This is a genomic window from Caulobacter sp. ALps2 (assembly GCF_058681635.1).
This window is the reverse complement of record NZ_CM178743.1, coordinates 3,544,974-3,560,109: the sequence shown is the minus strand read 5'-3', so window position 1 is coordinate 3,560,109 and position 15,136 is coordinate 3,544,974. Positions and strand designations below refer to the sequence as shown.

Below are 15,136 nucleotides of genomic sequence, written 5' to 3'. Positions count from 1 at the left end.
GTCTTCGCCCGAGGCGATGGAGACCAAACCTTGAACGCCGCTCTCGCTTCCACGTCATCTGTCGCCAAGCCCCCTCGCCGCCTCCTGGGACTTAAGCCCTGGACTCTGGGGGCGGCGCTCGTCGGCGTCGCGGCGGTCGCCATGGGCGCGATCTTCTGGTGCTTCAGACCCGTTCCGGTCATCCTGGCCCAAGCGCGAACAGGCCTCGCGGTCGACGTCGTCTACGCATCCGGCGTGGTGGAGTTCACCCGGCAGGCCCGTATCGCCCCGGTCGTCACCGCCCCGATCGTGGCGGTGACGGCCGACGAGGGCGCCATGGTCGCTCGCGGCGCCGCGCTGGTTCAGCTTGAGGATGGTCCGCAAAAGGCCACGGCCGATCAGTTGGAAGCCCAGGCGGCGCTCACCCGGGCGGTGGCCGCTCGGGCCAAGCGCCTGCTGGACGCCGGATTTGGGGCCCCAGCCGCCCACGATGACGCCCAGGCCCAGCGGCGGGCGGCCGAAGCCGCGGCGGCATCGGCCCGCGCACGCCTGAACGACTATGTGCTCAAGGCTCCGTTCGCCGGCAGGATCCTGCGCCGCGACGCCGAACCGGGCGACCTGGCCAGCGCCGGCTCGGTCTTGTTCATCATCGCCGATCCCGCCCGCCTGCGTGTCACGGTGGATGTCGACGAGCGCGACGTCGCCCGCCTGGCCGTCGGTCAACCGGCCCTGATCCGAGCCGACGGCTTCGCCGGCCAGACCTTTCAAGGGACAATCGCCCAGATCACCCCGGCCGGCGACGCCACCGGCAGGGTCTTTCGTATTCGCGTCGCCCTGCCCTCGACCACGCCGCTGCGGCCCGGGATGACCATAGAAGCCAACCTCGTCACCGGGCGCCGCGACGCCGCCGTCCTGGTTCCCTCTTCGGCGGTCCAGGACGGCTCGGTCTGGAGGATCGACGACGGGCGCGCTCATCGCGCCTCGGTCCGCATCGGCGCCAGCGGCGGCGAGCGGACCGAGATCGTCTCCGGCTTGCCAGCGGGATCGTGGGTGGCGGTCTCTCCAGCCCGGGCCCTGCGCGAAGGCCGCCGGGTGCGGGGTTCAAGCCGATGAGCCGGGGCGCGCCCGTCCTGGCCGACATCGCCATGGCCCATTTGCGAGTCCGCGCCCGGCAGACGTTCGTCGCCGTCCTCGGCGTGGCCATTGGGGTCGGATTCTTCCTGGCGGTGTCGGGGATGATGGTCGGATCGCAGAAAGATTTCATCCGAACACTGATCGACTCCGCGCCCCACATCATCGTCCGGGACGAACGTCGCGCCTCCGCCGAGCAGCCGGCTCAGCGGCTTTATCCCGGGGCGGCGGTCGCGATCGCGGGTCTTCGCCCCCAGGAGGAGGTGCGTGGCCTGAAGGATTGGCCCGCGATGTTGAGCGACGCGCGCGCCATACCCGGCGCGCTGGCCGCCCCTTCGATCACCGGCGCGGCCACGATCGGCTATGCGGGCCGTACGGCGGCGGTGGCGCTGAGCGGGGTCGATCCGAGACTAGAGGGGCGCCTGGCGCGGATCGATGAAACCCTGATCGGCGCGCGCCTAGCGGATCTGGAGGCGCGCCCCGATGGCCTGATCGTCAGCCGCCCCCTGGCGGAGCGGCTGGGCGCCAAGCTTGGCGACACGCTGGTGGTGACCGCGTCGGGCGGCGTTTCGCAGCGCATGCGGATCCTGGCCTTGATCGAACCGGACACCGGAGCGGGCTTCTACGCCGGCGATACGGCCGCCTATGGCCTGCTGCGCACGGCCCAGGTGCTGTTCCAGCGCCCCAATGTCGTCAATCAGTTGCACGTTCGGCTTGGTGACCCGAATGCAGCCAAGGACCGCGCCAAGATCCTGGAACGACGGTGGGGCTACACCTGGGAGTCGTGGCAGGAGCGTTCGGCGGAGATTCTCAACCTTCTCGTGGTCCGCAACATCATCATGTACGCGGTGATCCTGGCCATTCTCGCCGTGGCCAGTTTCGGAATCTACACGGCGGTCTCGACCAGCGTGGCCGACAAGCGTCGCGATATCGCCATCCTGCGCGCCATGGGTTTCAGCGCCCGCGACGTCCAGGCGATCTTCCTGCTTGAGGGCGTGGCGGTGGCGATGGCCGGCGCCGCACTCGGCTTCGCGATCGGCACCGGGCTTTTGGAAATCCTCGCGCGCCTGCCGTTGTCAATGGGCGGAAAGCCGCTCGTGCTGCCGCTCGATCGCGGCCCGGGCCAATATCTGATCGCCGGCGGCGCTTCGATGGCCGCCGCCCTGCTGGCCGCCTGGCTGCCGGCGCGCCGGGCCGCCCGCGTCGATCCTGTCGAGATTCTGCGCGGTGCGGCGTGAGCCCGCGCCTGGAGGGGCGCGGCTTGACGCGAAGGATAGGCGATCCTTTGCCGTTCAACCTGGTCGACGAGGCTTCATTGACCGTGCAGGCCGGAGAACTGGTGGCCATTGTCGGCCCCTCGGGATGCGGCAAGTCTTCGTTGCTCTATCTACTAGGCCTGCTGGATCGCCCCGACCGGGGCGAGGTCATGATCGACGGCGCGCCTACCCAGGCCCTGGACGACGCCGCCCGCACGCGCCTGCGTCTGGAGCGCATCGGCTTTGTGTTCCAGTTTCACTTCCTGCTGCCGGAATTGTCGGCAAAGGCCAATATCGCCCTGCCCATGCGACGTCTGGGCCGGCTCTCGCCCGTGGCGATCGAGACGCGTGTCGAGGCGCTTTGCGCCAAGCTCGATCTGCCGGCCCTGAATGAACGGCGACCCGATCGGCTATCCGGCGGCCAGCGCCAGAGGGTGGCCATCGCGCGCGCCTTGGCCAACGATCCCGAGATCCTGCTCTGCGACGAACCAACCGGCAATCTCGACAGCGCCAACACGCGCCGGGTGATCGAGGAGTTCACGCGCCTGGCCCACGACGAGGGACGCTCGGTGATCTGCGTGACCCATGACGGCGACTTCGCCCAGGCCGCCGACCGTCGCATCCATATGCTCGACGGGCGGATCGTCGCGCCCTAGCCTATCAGCCGAGCATCGCGAACCGGCCCCGGTTGATCCCTGTCAACTCATGCGCGCGGAGGGCGCGCATTCTGGCCTTTCCAAGGACCGGAGACCTCCCATGCCCAAGCCCGCCGAAGTCGCCGTCAACGGGATCGACACCCTGTTCGGCTCGATGCTCACCGCCACCAGCGCCGGCCAGGCTCAAGCCGCGCGAAGCTGGAAGCAGAACTGCGATCTTTATGCCCACTACTTTTCGGCCCTGTCCAAGGCCCGCGGCCCCGAAGACGTGCTGGCGGCCAACGCCCAGCTGATGCTGGGCGGCATGGACGCGCTGGCCCGGCGAACAGCGAGCCTGCCGGGCTTCAACGGATCGACCCAAGCCCAGGCCTGATGGGGATGAACGCGCCCGCTCTCGCGCACGACCCGGCCAGCGCCCAGGCCCTGGTCGTGCGCGCCCTACAATCGGGCGCGGCGATCGGCGCGACCCGCGTCCTGGCGCGGATCGACACTCACATGTCGCATGTCTTCCTGGACAACGACCACGCCTACAAGCTCAAGCGCGACGTGCGCTATCCGTTCGTCGATTTCTCGACCCTGGCCCTGCGCCGCGCCGCCTGCGAGGCCGAGCTCGAGGTCAATCGCCCCTTCGCGCCGAACCTGTATGAGGCGGTGTTGCCTGTGGTTCGCGCGCCCGATGGCGAGATCAAACTTGGCGAACCCCTGTCTCCCGGCGACCAGCCCCTCGGGGAGATCCTCGACTGGGTCGTCAAGATGCGTCGTTTCGCTGACGGGGCCCTGCTGGACGAACTGGCCCGCGACGGCAGGCTGACCGTCGACCAGGTCCGAGAGGCCGTGACCCGCGTGGCCAGGACGCATCAGGCGCGCGCGCCTTTGCGTGATCATGGTCGCGCGGATGACTACGCCGCGATCCTGGCGGGCCTGCGCCGCACCCAGGCCCAAGGCTCCGAGCGTTGCGGACAGTCCATCGCCTCCGACACCTTCTTCGCGCACCTCGACTCGGCCCTGCGAGCCCAGACGCCGTTGATCGAAGCCCGGCGAACCGAAGGCTGGGTGCGTCATGGCCATGGCGACCTGCATCTGCGCAACCTTTGCCTGTTCGAGGGTGAGGTCACCGCCTTCGATGCGCTGGAGTTCGACCCGGGCCTGGCGATCGGCGACGTGCTCTACGACGTCGGCTTTCTTTTCATGGACCTCAAGGCGCGCGGCCTCCACGCCTTCGCCAACGAGGCGATGAACACCTACTGGGACGCGAGCGGCCAGGACGAAGCGTCCCTGGCCGTGCTGCCGCTGTTCATGGCGATGCGTGCGGCCGTGCGCATGGCCGTGGCGATGGAGGCGGGCGACGTCACCCAGGCCGATCACTATCGACGTGTGGGGCAGGAGCTGCTCCAGAGCGATGCGGCCCGGGTGGTGGCGATCGGCGGCCCGGCGGGCGGCGGCAAACAGGCCTTGGCCGCGATCGTGGCGTCGAGCCTGCCAGGTCCCTGCGGCGCCCGCCGGTTGCCGGCGGCCTCCCGTGGTCCCGAACCGCTCGACGAGGCCGATCGCGCCGAACGCTACATGAGCCTTGGCCGGGCGACCCGGGCCTCGGTCCAGGCCGGCGTCTCGGTAGTGGTGACCGCGCTATTTGTCGAGGCGCCGGCGCGCGCCTGCGTCGAGGCGGTGGCGCCGTCGCGATTTCTGGGACTTTGGCTCGACACGCCGCTCTCGGCGCGAGCGACCGCCACCAGCCAGGGCGCCGGCGATCGATCGAGCTCGCGCACCGCGTTGGCGGTCCGCGAACCGGCGAACCTGGGCCCGGAATGGCGCCGGCTGGACGCCAGCCTGCCGCTCGAAACGCTCACCGCCGAGATACGCTCGACGGCCTTGGCCTAGGCCAAACGGATGATCACCCAGGTGATCACCGCCGCGGCCGCCGCGGACGCCGTCCCGACCGCCGCCAGGACGCCAAAGCGGCCCCGACCGATAAAAACCGCCAGCAGGACCTTGCAGAGGCTATCGACACCCGCCGCGACGAGGATCGCCTGGGCCGCCGTTTCCAGCGAAAGACCCGATCGGGTCATCCGCGCCGAAGCCAGGGTCACCGCGTCGGCGTCCACGAGCCCGCCGATCGCGGCGACCGGCAGCAAGGCGCGCGCGCCATAGAGCCCAGCTCCCACGCGCGAGAGCGCCATGATGATCCCGAGCACCAGGCTAAACTTGAGGACCACGCCCAGGTCGAATGGGCTTTTGAGCGTCGCGGCTTCGTCCGGCGGCGCATCGCGACCGCTCCGCCAAACGAACAACAGGCCCAGCAGTATCGACGCCGCCGCGAACGCCCCCAGCGGCACGACCAGCAGCGCCAGAAGCGCTGGCGCCGTCGCCAGCACGATCGCGCCGAGGCGCAACGCCATGACCCCGCCGGCCACGAGCATACCCGCGGCGTTCACGGCGGGGTTGGAAGAGCGACGCTCCAAACGCGCCAAGGCGTAGGTCACCGCGGTCGAGGAGACGAGCGCGCCCAGCGCGCTAGCGGTCAGGGCGCCGCGCGCCGGCCCCAGAATTCGGATCGCCGCATAGGCGATGAACGAGATGGCCGCCATGGCGATGGTCATGAGCCAAAGCTCGGCGGGGTTGATCGCCCCGAAGGGTCCAAAGCCTCGCGACGGGGTGATCGGCAGAACCACGCACGTCATGGCCAGCAACACCAGGGCGCTACGAAGCTCGGGCCAAGTCAGCCGCCGCAACCAAGCGTGGAGCGTGGCCTTGCTGGCCAGGAGCGCCGCGACCGCGACCGCGCTCGCCGCGGCCACACGCGGATCGCCCGCCAGCGCCAGGGCGCCCAAGCCGAACACGGTCAGGCCGGCCACCACCGAGGTCGCCGAGACGTCGGGCTCACCACTCTGCTCGCGCGCCTTGAAGACAATAAGCGTCAATGCCAGCGGCGCGCCGAGCACGGCGAGCGCCCATCCGCCGAAGGTCTGCCCCAGCAACGCGGCGACGCCGCCAAGCAGACCGGTCAGAGCATAGGTTCTCAGCCCCGCGGCCCGACCGCCCTCGGCGACGTCACGATCACGCCAGCCTCGCTCGACACCGACCAGGAAGCCGATGGCCAGCGCCAGGCCTAACCGCAGGATGGTCGCCGACGCCTCGATCATGGCTAGTCGCCCCGAACCTGGTCGACGGTCGGATGGCCTGAGGCGCGCCACCGTGCCGGGCCAGTGACGCGCCCGCCGCGACGGTTTGGTTGGATCGAGATCCAGTCGTCCATGAGGTCTCCAGGCCTGAGCGTCCCCAAAGAAGCCACGGCAGACGCGGCGACGGGTTGACGCGCGTCAAGTTCGCCGAGGCGAGGCGTGCGAGGCTCGCGCGGCGATCCATCACTCCCCGCCGGAGCCACGTGAAAAGGAGCCCACCGTGGACCAGACCTTGAGACATGAAATCCTCGCGGTGCTGCAGGCCGGCAAGGATCTCAGCCTGGCGACGCTGCGGGCGGATGGCGCCCCTCAGGCGACTGTCGTGTCCTATGTCAGCGACGGCCTGTCGCTTTATGTCGGCTGCGCGGCCTTATCCCAGAAGGCCGCCAACCTGACCCGCGATCCCCGCGTGTCCCTGACCATCACCCTGCCCTATGAGCGTTGGGACGAGATCCGGGGGGTGTCGATGTTTGGCGAAGCCGAGCGACTGGTCGATCCCGAAGATAGCCTGGCGATCGGCCGGCTGTTCCTCAAGAAGTTCCCCGAACTGGACGAAACCTTCGCGCTGGGCGAGGTTCCCATGGCGCTGTTTTGCATCACGCCGCTGGTCATCTCGCTACTCGACTACCGCAAGGGCTTTGGCCATAGCGACCTTGTCGAGGCCGGTGACCTGATCTTGGTCGCCGCCACGCCGTCGGCGGATGGCTAGCGGCCGGCCGCATCTGGGACTTGGCGGGCTCTTCACGGTTCGAGCACGTAGCCGCCTGGCGCCGGTCCCAGCGGTGGCAGTCCGGCCTCCGCCCGCCCAATGGGCGGGGGCGCGACGGCGTCTGGCGAGGCGCGCTCTTTCAGCCAGCCCTTCCATTCGGGCCACCACGAGCCGGCCTGTCTGGGCGTGGAGGCCAGCCAGGCGTCCGGATCGACGTAGGAGCCACATGCGGGGCTGCGACTGACCCAGTAGTAGGCGCCGGGCTTGCCTGGAGGGCTGACCACGCTGGTGTTGTGACCGCCACCGGTCAGGATGAACGTCGTTTCGGCCGAGCCGTAGAGCTCGATCTTGTGAACCGATCGCCAAGGCGCGATGTGGTCGCGCTCCGCGCCGAGCGCGAAGATCGGCGTACGGATATCGCTCAACGCAACCGCGCGGTCGTCGACGGGATAACCGCCGCGCACGAAGCGATTTTGCAGGAAGAGCTCGCGTAGATATTCCCCGTGCATCCGCGCGGGCATCCGCGTGGCGTCTGTCAACCAGGCGTCGATGTCGCCGGGCGGCACGGGCTCACCCAGCAGGTAACGCTCGACCAGCTTGGCGTAGATCATTTCATTGGCGCGCAGGGCGTAGAAGGCGCCGGCCATCTGACGCGCGTCCAGGTAGCCCTGAACCGACATCATGTCCTCGAGGAGAGCCAGCTGGCTCTCGTCGATGAACAGCATCAGTTCGCCGGCCTCCTCGAAATCGGTCTGGGCGGCCAGAAGACTCAACGAAGCCAGGCGCTTGTCGCCGTCGCGGTCCATCGCCGCGGTCGCGATGGCCAGCACCGTTCCGCCCAGGCAATAGCCGACGGCATGGACCTGTTCGCCGGGGACGATCTGGCCGACGACGTCGAGCGCGGTCATCACGCCCAGCCGGCGGTAGTCGTCAAAGCTGGTGTCACGCAACGCCGCGCCTGGGTTCTTCCACGACAGGATGAAGACGGTGAAGCCTTGCTCGACGAGATAGCGCACCAGTGAATCCTGCGGCGTCAGGTCGAGGATGTAGTATTTCATGATCCAGGCCGGGACGATCAGCACCGGTTCGCGCCAAACCCGCGGCGTGGTCGGCGCGTACTGGATCAGCTCCATCAGCTCATTGCGGTAGACGACGGTTCCGGGCGTCAGGGCCAGCGTGTCCCCGACCTTGAAAGCGTCCAGACCCTTCAGCCGCTCGCCGCGCGCCAAGCGGCCGAGATCCTCCGCCAGAAGCGCGGCGCCGGCCAGGAAATTAGTCCCGCCAGTACGTTGGGCGGCCTCGACCACTTGTGGATTGCTCCAGGCGAAATTGACCGGCGCCAGCGCGTTGAGGGCCAGACGTCCGAGGAATTCGACCCGGCGCGCGTGGTGCTCACCCACGCCGTGGACGTGATCGCTCGCCGCGCGCCACTGAGCCTCAAGCGCCAAATGTCCCTGGGCCATGAGGTTGAAGGGCCACCGCGCCCACGCCGGATGGCGAAAGCGGCGGTCGGCGGGCTCGGGCTTGAACGCCCAATCGTTGGGCTCGCTCGCGGCCAGCGCCTGACCAGCCAGCGCCAAGCTCGCGGCAAGAGCCCGTTGGCACAGCGCCGCCTGCCGGCCCGGAGACACCGCTAGGTGATAGGCCCAGTCTTCCCAAGCCTGGAGCGCGGCCCAAGGCGACTGTCCGCCCGTGAGCGCCGCGAATCGGCCGCGCAGCCGCCGGTCTATGTCGAAGACGGGGCCAGACCGTTCGATATCCAACGCCTCGGCGCTGGCGGGTGCGGCGTGCCGATCAAAGGCCATGGCGATGCTCCGTTCGCGCTCACCCTGAACCGATCACATCATCGCGGCTTGACGCCGGTCAAATAGCCCGCGTGGCCTCTTCCCGGGCGCGCCACGCTGTCGATCAGGGGCGAAATCGCAATGTGCAGACCAGTCCGGTTGACGGATAGGTCAGGATCGCCGAGCCGCTAAGCTCGTGGGCGAGGCTACGCTCGATCAACCGACTGCCAAAGCCGCGCCGAGCGGGCGCCGTCACCAGGGGGCCGCCGACTTCCCGCCAGGTGATCACTAGGCTTTGCCCATCCGGGTCCGGCGACCAGGTCCAGTCAACCTCGACGTGGCCGCCCTCCCGCGAGAGCGCGCCGTACTTGGCCGCGTTGGTGCTCAGTTCTCCGAACACCATGCCCAACGCCACCGCGAACCTTGGCTTGAGGATCACTTCGGGTCCGGTCAACTCGAGCCTCGCGCCATCACTGGCCTGATAGGGGAGCAACTGCTCGGCCACGACCTCGGCGAGGCTCGCGCCGGTCCAGTCGTTGCGAGTCAGAACATCATGGGCCTGGGACAGGGCCACCAGCCGCGCGTTGAACGCCTCGCGGAAGGCCGCCGGCTCGCTGGTCGATTTGAGGGTCTGGCGCGCGATCGACTGGACGGTCGCCAAAGTGTTCTTGACCCGATGATTGAGCTCATGGATCAACAGAATCTGATGGGTCTCCGCCGCGCGCCGCGCGGTCACATCACGCACGACGGCGCAAACCAGCCCAGCCTCGCTGTCGCTCAAAGGGCTGAGACTGACCTCGACGGGAAAACAGGTTCCATCCTTGGCCTGGGCTTCCAGATCGCCCCCTTGCCCCATCTCGCGACCGCTGGGCGCTGCCATGAAGCCCGCGACCAGACGCGCGTGAGGGCCTTGCAGGGCGGCTGGAAGCAGACGCTCGACGGGCTGGCCGATCAGTTCCTGGCGATCATGGCCAAACAGCCGCTCGGTTTGCGTGTTAACCTGAACGATGCGGCCGTCGCGATTGACGATGACCATGGCGTCTGGCGTCGACTCCAGAAGATCTCGGAACCCGGCGGGGCTTGTCCGCGGTCTTTCGTAGAGCCCGCGCATGCGCGTCAGCGCGCGTCCCAAGCGGAGGTTGGCGCGCAGCAGCGCCGAGATGATCATCACCTCCAGCAGCGCCACGGCGATGAACATCGCCAGGGCGTTAAGATCGTGAACAGCATGGCCGCCGCTCAAAAGCATCCAGGCGGCGAGCGCGGCGAGCCCCGTGGCGGCCAGGCCAGCGCGAAAGCCGCAGACATAGGTGGTCAGCATCACCGCCGGAAATAGGGTGATGAATTGGGCGCCCGTCAGCCAGGGGGCGATGAGCACGCGAATGCCCGTCGCCGCCCCGACGAAGGCGGCGGCGACCAGATAGACCCACGGCGAGGTTGGCGCGACCTGGGAGGCCTCGGCGTATTTCGGGAGCCGCAAGAGCTTCATGGCGAACCTCCTGCTCGCGCCCTCCCTATCCAGCGCTCAAGCTCCACGCAGCGGTTTGACGGAGATCAATCTCCATCACTCACCCGGCTTGTCGGGCCTTCAGCAAACCCTGTCATGGCGATCCCTACCGCTTCTGGAAGACGGTCTTGGCGATCCGCGCGAACGGCAGGTCGACCCCGGCGATCGACGGCTTCCCGGCGCTGAGCGGTTCGATGTCGCGCCGCGCGCGTTTTGACGAGCGCCTAGGCCGCCTCGCCGAGCGTAGCGACATCCTGGCGGGTCGACAGACAGGGGAGATCGAAGATGACGATCACGTCGCCGCCCCGGCGAGACCGTTGATTACTGAACTGTGTAGATAATCAACTCAAATAGGCACAGATTGTCGCACTCAAATTGAGAAGTATCGCCATTGGAATATAGAGAAAACCATGCAGAATTCTCCAACGCAATCCGTCCTCGGAACAGCACGGAATCGAAATCGCTAGCGCCTCCGTCAACCTAGCTTTTAGCGACCGCAGGCTCGCCGCGCTGGACGCCCCCGAAAATTTGTCTCGCGCGGAGTTGAAGGCCCTGGGAATTCCAGGGACAAGCAACCCAAGTAAATACGCAGAAATACCTATAATTCCGCTTGGTGACAATTTGCCACATTCAATATTGACTTCAAAATACAAGACTTCATTCAATTATACATAATATAGAAACCAAATCTGACCAAAATTCCCTCACCCAATCTTGAGGGAGCAAACATGGCCATCAACCTCTGGCCGGGATCGATGGCCAGCGCCACGCTCGCGGCGCTGGGCAAGTCTTTCGCGGTCATCGAATTCAAGCCGGACGGCGAAGTGCTGGACGCCAACGACCTCTTCTGCGAGGCGATCGGCTACGCGCGGCCGGAGATCGTCGGACGACAGCATCGCCTGTTCGTCGAAACCGCCCATGCGGCGACGGGCGACTACGACCGGTTTTGGTCGGATCTTCGCGACGGCCAGTTCAAGTCCGGCGAATATAAGCGGCTTCGCAAGGACGGCTCGCCGCTGTGGATCCGCGCATCCTATGCGCCGGTAATCGATGCCTCGGGCAAGCTGGTCAAGGTGGTCAAGCTGGCCTTGGACATCACGCGCGAGAAACTGACTTCGGCCAAGAACGAAAGCCTGCTCCGCGCGATCGATCGCTCGCAGGCGATCATCCGTTTCTCGCTGGACGGGGTGATCCTGGAGGTCAACGACAACTTCCTGGCCACGATCGGCTACACGCGCGCGGAGGTGATCGGACGCCACCACAGCCTTTTCGCCGAACCCGCCTACGCGGCCAGTTCCGAATACGAAGGATTTTGGCGTCGACTGCGCGCGGGCGATTTCTTTTCGGACGAGTTTCGGCGCCTGGGCAAGGGCGGACGAGAAGTCTGGATGCAGGCCCAGTACAATCCGATCTTCGACATCGATGGCCAAGTCGTCGAAGTCGTCAAGATCGCCTCGGACCTCACCGAGCGCATGCGCCAGGTTCATCTGGTCGGCCAAGCCTTGCGGCGACTTTCACAAGGCGACCTGACGGCCAGGATTTCAGAGAGCCTCATGCCGTCGCTTGATAGCCTGCGCGCCTCGTTCAACAGCTCCGCCGATGGCCTCGCCGGCGCTCTCGCGCGGGTCGCCGAATCGAGCGCCGCGGTGAGCGGGGGCTCGGACGAGATCGCCAGCAGCGCCGACGGCCTGGCGCGTCGCAGCGAACAGCAGGCCGCCAGCCTGGAGCAGACCGCCGCGGCCGTGGAGGAGATCAACGCCACCGTGGCGCGCACCGCATCGGGCGCCAAACACGCCGACGCGGTCGTCCGGCGCGCCAGCCAGCAAGCCGAGCGCTCCGGCGCGGTGATGAAGGACGCCGTCGCGGCGATGTCCAGCATCGAGCAGTCCTCGACCCAGATCGGCCAGATCATCGGCGTCATCGACGAGATCGCGTTCCAGACCAATCTTCTGGCCCTGAACGCCGGCGTCGAGGCTGCTCGGGCCGGCGACGCGGGTCGCGGCTTCGCGGTCGTGGCGCAGGAAGTGCGCGCCCTGGCCCAACGCACCGCCGATGCCGCCAAGCAGATCAAGGGACTGATCGTGACGTCGGCCCAGCACGTTGGGCGCGGCGCGGCCATGGTCGACGACGCGGGTGTGGCCCTCGAGGAAATTCTCGCGCAGGTCAGCGAGATCAAAGGCCTGGTCGGCGATATCGCCCTCTCGGCCCAGGAGCAGGCGACCGGTCTTGGCCAGGTCGCCGTCGCCGTCGGCGAGATGGATCGCATGTTGCAGTCCAATGCGGGACTGGTCGAGGAAGCCCATGCCGCGTCGCATCTGCTCAAGGAGCAGGCCAATGTTCTGGGGCGGCTCATAGATCAATTCCAACTGCCCGACCTCGCGATCTCGGCCGCCCAGCGCGCGGCCTAAGACGCGCGCCCTGAAGCCGGCGCCCCTTTTTGGACGTCGACCTTGGAGAGCGCCGCCGTCCCCCACGGACCCTTGGCCGGGAACGGCCGAACGCGTCAGCCCGGCAGGTGCGACGCCGCTGGCGCGCTGGCGCGACGTTCCGCGGCGTTGGCGACGGCCTCGATCAGATGCGCGGCCGTGATGGGCTTGCGCAGGCTGCCATCGAAGAGATCACCAGGGTCGAAATCGATGTCGGCCGTAAAGGCCAGGATCGGCGTATCCTGATTTGGCCCCGCCCCGGCGCGAATAGCACGAGTGGCCTGGATCCCGTCCATATCGGGCATGCGAATGTCCATCAGGATGATGTCGAAGGCTTGGGTCATGGCGCGGGACACCGCCTCGCGCCCATCGCGCGCTTCGGTCAGATCGACATCGAACACCCCTAGGATCGTGCGCGACAGCTCGCGGTTCAACGCGTTGTCATCCGCCAGCAGGATGCGCGCCCCGGTTCGAACCGGCTCGAAGGCCGGCGCGGACGTCTCGCCCTCATCCCGCCCCACCAGCGGCAGCTTGGCGGGCAGCCTGAACCAGAAGCGGCTGCCCTCCCCCGGCCGGCTGCTGACGCTGATTTCGCCCTTCATCGCGTCCACCAGCCCCTTGCTGATGGCCAAACCCAGACCCGAGCCGCCGCGCGATTGGATGCGCGACGTGTTCAACTGCGAGAAGCGCTTGAAAAGCCGCGCGAGCGCGTCCTGGTCGATGCCGATTCCGGTGTCGTCGACCGCGAGGAAGAGCTCTTCGACCTCGGCTCGCCAGGTGACCTCCACGGTTACGGAACCGGCGTCGGTGAATCGAATGGCGTTGGCGATCAGGTTGATCAGGACCTGGCGAACGCGATCCGGGTCGAGCATCAACACCCGAGGCGGCGTCTCGAGAACCTGGACACGAAACTCAAGGCCCTTCTCGGCGGCGTGAAGGGCGAACATCTTGACCGTATCGTCGATGAGCGGCGCGATCGCGCAGGGCGCCAACCGCGGCTCGACCTCGCCGTTTTCGAGCTTTGAGAGCTTCAGGACGTCTTCGATCACCGAGGACAAGGCCTTGCCTGCGGTAGCGATACGGCCAACGTAGTCACGCACGTGTTCAGGCAGATCGTCGAGGCCGTCCATGAGCGCTGCGTAGCCGAGGACGGCGGTCAGGGGCGTGCGAAGTTCGTGGCTCATATTGGCCAGGAACACGGAACGCGCCTCCAGCGCCGCCTGCGTGCGCGCCCGCTCGGCTTCCAGTTTTGCCTGGGCGATCTTGCGATCGGTGACGTCGCGCACAACGCCGTGGATCCGTCCTTGCCTCAGATCGACAAAAGGCCGCCCCTCCAGCCAAATCCAGCGGCCATCGGCGTGGCGCACGCGCGCCTCGAGAAGCGGCGGCAATTCCTGAGGTGATTGAAGCTGGCCAGCGATCCCCGCCACCATGCCCGGAAGGTCGTCCAGGTGCATCAGGGACGCGGCCTTGGTCTCCCGCAACGCGTCTTCCCCATAACCGAGGATCGCCTTGACCGCGGCGCTGACGAAGAGGATGCGGCCCTTCATGTCGATTTCGACGAAGAGCTCCCGTGTGGCTTCGGCAAGATCGCGATAACGAGCCTCCGACTGGATCAGCGCTCGGCGCGTGGCGACCAGGTCGGTGACATCGACCAAGGTCCCCTGCAACACAGCGCAAGAGGTTGCGCCGTCATGGTAGACCTCGCAATTCCCCAGAACGGTTCTGGCGTCGCCAGTGGGCGGGACGATCCTGTGCAGCTGATTGCGGATCGGCGCGCCGTGCTTGAAGATTCCAACCAGCGTCTCGATAACCGCCCGGCGCTCTTTGCGGTGAAACCTCCGCAGGACACGGCTTGGCGAAATCGGCCGATCAGGAAACTGGCCGAATATCTCAATGCACCGTGGTGAGAGGCTCAGGGTGTTGGTGGCCCGTTCGAAACGCCAGAACGCCAGACCCGGCAACTGCTCGGTCAGCCTCGAGAACTGCCCCCTCGCCGGCGCGCCTTCGCCGACCACGCGGCTTCGGAACGCGAAATCAGCCCAACGCCGCGCGAAGGATACGGGCGTCTCCGCGACCGGGCGCTCCTCAAACAACCCGCGCATGGCCTAAACCGCGGCCGAACGGCCGCGCTCCAGGCTTCGGGAGCCGAGACCGGCCACCGCGCTGGCGAAGAAGGCGATTGTGAGCTTCGGCAAGATCACGAGGATCCCGGTCGATCCGCACCAGTTTTCAATCGATTGCATCTGGCGGTCTTTTCCGCTGGCGAGAGCCATTCATTGGCCCACACCCTCGGCGCGCGCCGTGAACGCACCATTAATAGGACGCCCTGGAACTCAGTTTAGGTAGGTACAAATCGTCGCACTACAAATCCTCACGCGCATAGATCGGGCAATTACTAAGGGACGCATGAGTCGTCCGAGGGCGAATTCGGACTGTTCAGGCGTTCTGATTTCCACCATTTCTCATTCCGAGAAAAGATCGCCGCTGAATAATCGACACGCCAATTCAT

13 protein-coding genes are annotated in these 15,136 nt (G+C 67.0%); 8 read left to right on the top strand and 5 right to left on the bottom strand.

Annotated elements, in window-relative coordinates; all coding sequences use genetic code 11:
• Nucleotides 1-30 precede the first annotated feature (30 nt).
• The 5 genes from ACW173_RS16955 to ACW173_RS16935 all read left to right on the top strand — a co-directional run bounded on the left by ACW173_RS16955 (nt 31) and on the right by ACW173_RS16935 (nt 4,900).
• Nucleotides 31-1,092: an efflux RND transporter periplasmic adaptor subunit gene (locus tag ACW173_RS16955; protein WP_492081211.1), complete on the top strand. Its 1,062-nt coding sequence runs from the start codon at nt 31-33 to the stop codon at nt 1,090-1,092.
• Nucleotides 1,089-2,348, top strand: coding sequence for an ABC transporter permease (locus ACW173_RS16950; RefSeq protein WP_492081209.1), 1,260 nt, complete (start codon nt 1,089-1,091; stop codon nt 2,346-2,348). Before ACW173_RS16955 ends, ACW173_RS16950 begins: the two co-directional genes overlap by 4 nt.
• Before the next feature lie 23 nt (nt 2,349-2,371).
• Nucleotides 2,372-3,022 (top strand): ABC transporter ATP-binding protein, encoded by a 651-nt coding sequence (locus tag ACW173_RS16945; protein WP_492081208.1) that lies wholly within the window; start codon nt 2,372-2,374, stop codon nt 3,020-3,022.
• Nucleotides 3,023-3,122: 100 nt separating this feature from the next.
• Nucleotides 3,123-3,395, top strand: coding sequence for a hypothetical protein (locus tag ACW173_RS16940; protein WP_492081207.1), 273 nt, complete (start codon nt 3,123-3,125; stop codon nt 3,393-3,395).
• A 5-nt stretch (nt 3,396-3,400) separates the two neighbouring features.
• A complete protein-coding gene (locus ACW173_RS16935) occupies nt 3,401-4,900 on the top strand; it encodes a hypothetical protein (RefSeq protein ID WP_492081205.1) in 1,500 nt (499 codons plus the stop codon).
• On the opposite strand, the gene ACW173_RS16930 is transcribed toward ACW173_RS16935, so the two are convergent.
• Nucleotides 4,897-6,162 carry an MgtC/SapB family protein gene (locus tag ACW173_RS16930; RefSeq protein WP_492081203.1) on the bottom strand — a complete coding sequence of 422 codons (1,266 nt, stop codon included), beginning with the start codon at nt 6,160-6,162 and terminating at the stop codon, nt 4,897-4,899. The two genes, ACW173_RS16935 and ACW173_RS16930, sit on opposite strands and share 4 nt — an antisense overlap.
• Nucleotides 6,163-6,421: 259 nt before the next feature.
• Here ACW173_RS16930 and ACW173_RS16925 point away from each other — a divergent pair, with 259 nt between their 5' ends.
• A complete protein-coding gene (locus tag ACW173_RS16925) occupies nt 6,422-6,910 on the top strand; it encodes a pyridoxamine 5'-phosphate oxidase family protein (RefSeq protein WP_492081201.1) in 489 nt (162 codons plus the stop codon).
• A 32-nt stretch (nt 6,911-6,942) separates the two neighbouring features.
• On the opposite strand, the gene ACW173_RS16920 is transcribed toward ACW173_RS16925, so the two are convergent.
• Nucleotides 6,943-8,715, bottom strand: a complete 1,773-nt coding sequence (locus tag ACW173_RS16920; protein ID WP_492081199.1) for a PHA/PHB synthase family protein — start codon at nt 8,713-8,715, stop codon at nt 6,943-6,945.
• Between the two features lie 103 nt (nt 8,716-8,818).
• Nucleotides 8,819-10,180: a sensor histidine kinase gene (locus tag ACW173_RS16915; protein WP_492081197.1), complete on the bottom strand. Its 1,362-nt coding sequence runs from the start codon at nt 10,178-10,180 to the stop codon at nt 8,819-8,821.
• Between the two features lie 146 nt (nt 10,181-10,326).
• Here ACW173_RS16915 and ACW173_RS16910 point away from each other — a divergent pair, with 146 nt between their 5' ends.
• Together ACW173_RS16910 and ACW173_RS16905 are read left to right on the top strand one after the other, a co-directional pair.
• Complete coding sequence (locus ACW173_RS16910; protein ID WP_492081196.1) at nt 10,327-10,539, top strand: hypothetical protein; 213 nt, start codon at nt 10,327-10,329, stop codon at nt 10,537-10,539.
• Between the two features lie 387 nt (nt 10,540-10,926).
• Nucleotides 10,927-12,606, top strand: a complete 1,680-nt coding sequence (locus ACW173_RS16905; RefSeq protein ID WP_492081194.1) for a methyl-accepting chemotaxis protein — start codon at nt 10,927-10,929, stop codon at nt 12,604-12,606.
• A 95-nt stretch (nt 12,607-12,701) separates the two neighbouring features.
• On the opposite strand, the gene ACW173_RS16900 is transcribed toward ACW173_RS16905, so the two are convergent.
• Together ACW173_RS16900 and ACW173_RS16895 are read right to left on the bottom strand one after the other, a co-directional pair.
• Complete coding sequence (locus ACW173_RS16900; protein WP_492081193.1) at nt 12,702-14,729, bottom strand: ATP-binding response regulator; 2,028 nt, start codon at nt 14,727-14,729, stop codon at nt 12,702-12,704.
• Between the two features lie 3 nt (nt 14,730-14,732).
• A complete protein-coding gene (locus ACW173_RS16895) occupies nt 14,733-14,900 on the bottom strand; it encodes a hypothetical protein (protein WP_492081192.1) in 168 nt (55 codons plus the stop codon).
• Nucleotides 14,901-15,136: the final 236 nt, after the last annotated feature.

Coding starts and splice junctions, on each gene's coding strand:
- ACW173_RS16905 (WP_492081194.1), top strand. CDS start 10,927: ATGGCCATCAACCTCTGGCCGGGATCGATGGCCAGCGCCACGCTCGCG.
- ACW173_RS16920 (WP_492081199.1), bottom strand. CDS start 8,715: ATGGCCTTTGATCGGCACGCCGCACCCGCCAGCGCCGAGGCGTTGGAT.
- ACW173_RS16915 (WP_492081197.1), bottom strand. CDS start 10,180: ATGAAGCTCTTGCGGCTCCCGAAATACGCCGAGGCCTCCCAGGTCGCG.
- ACW173_RS16950 (WP_492081209.1), top strand. CDS start 1,089: ATGAGCCGGGGCGCGCCCGTCCTGGCCGACATCGCCATGGCCCATTTG.
- ACW173_RS16940 (WP_492081207.1), top strand. CDS start 3,123: ATGCCCAAGCCCGCCGAAGTCGCCGTCAACGGGATCGACACCCTGTTC.
- ACW173_RS16895 (WP_492081192.1), bottom strand. CDS start 14,900: ATGGCTCTCGCCAGCGGAAAAGACCGCCAGATGCAATCGATTGAAAAC.
- ACW173_RS16900 (WP_492081193.1), bottom strand. CDS start 14,729: ATGCGCGGGTTGTTTGAGGAGCGCCCGGTCGCGGAGACGCCCGTATCC.
- ACW173_RS16935 (WP_492081205.1), top strand. CDS start 3,401: ATGAACGCGCCCGCTCTCGCGCACGACCCGGCCAGCGCCCAGGCCCTG.
- ACW173_RS16930 (WP_492081203.1), bottom strand. CDS start 6,162: ATGATCGAGGCGTCGGCGACCATCCTGCGGTTAGGCCTGGCGCTGGCC.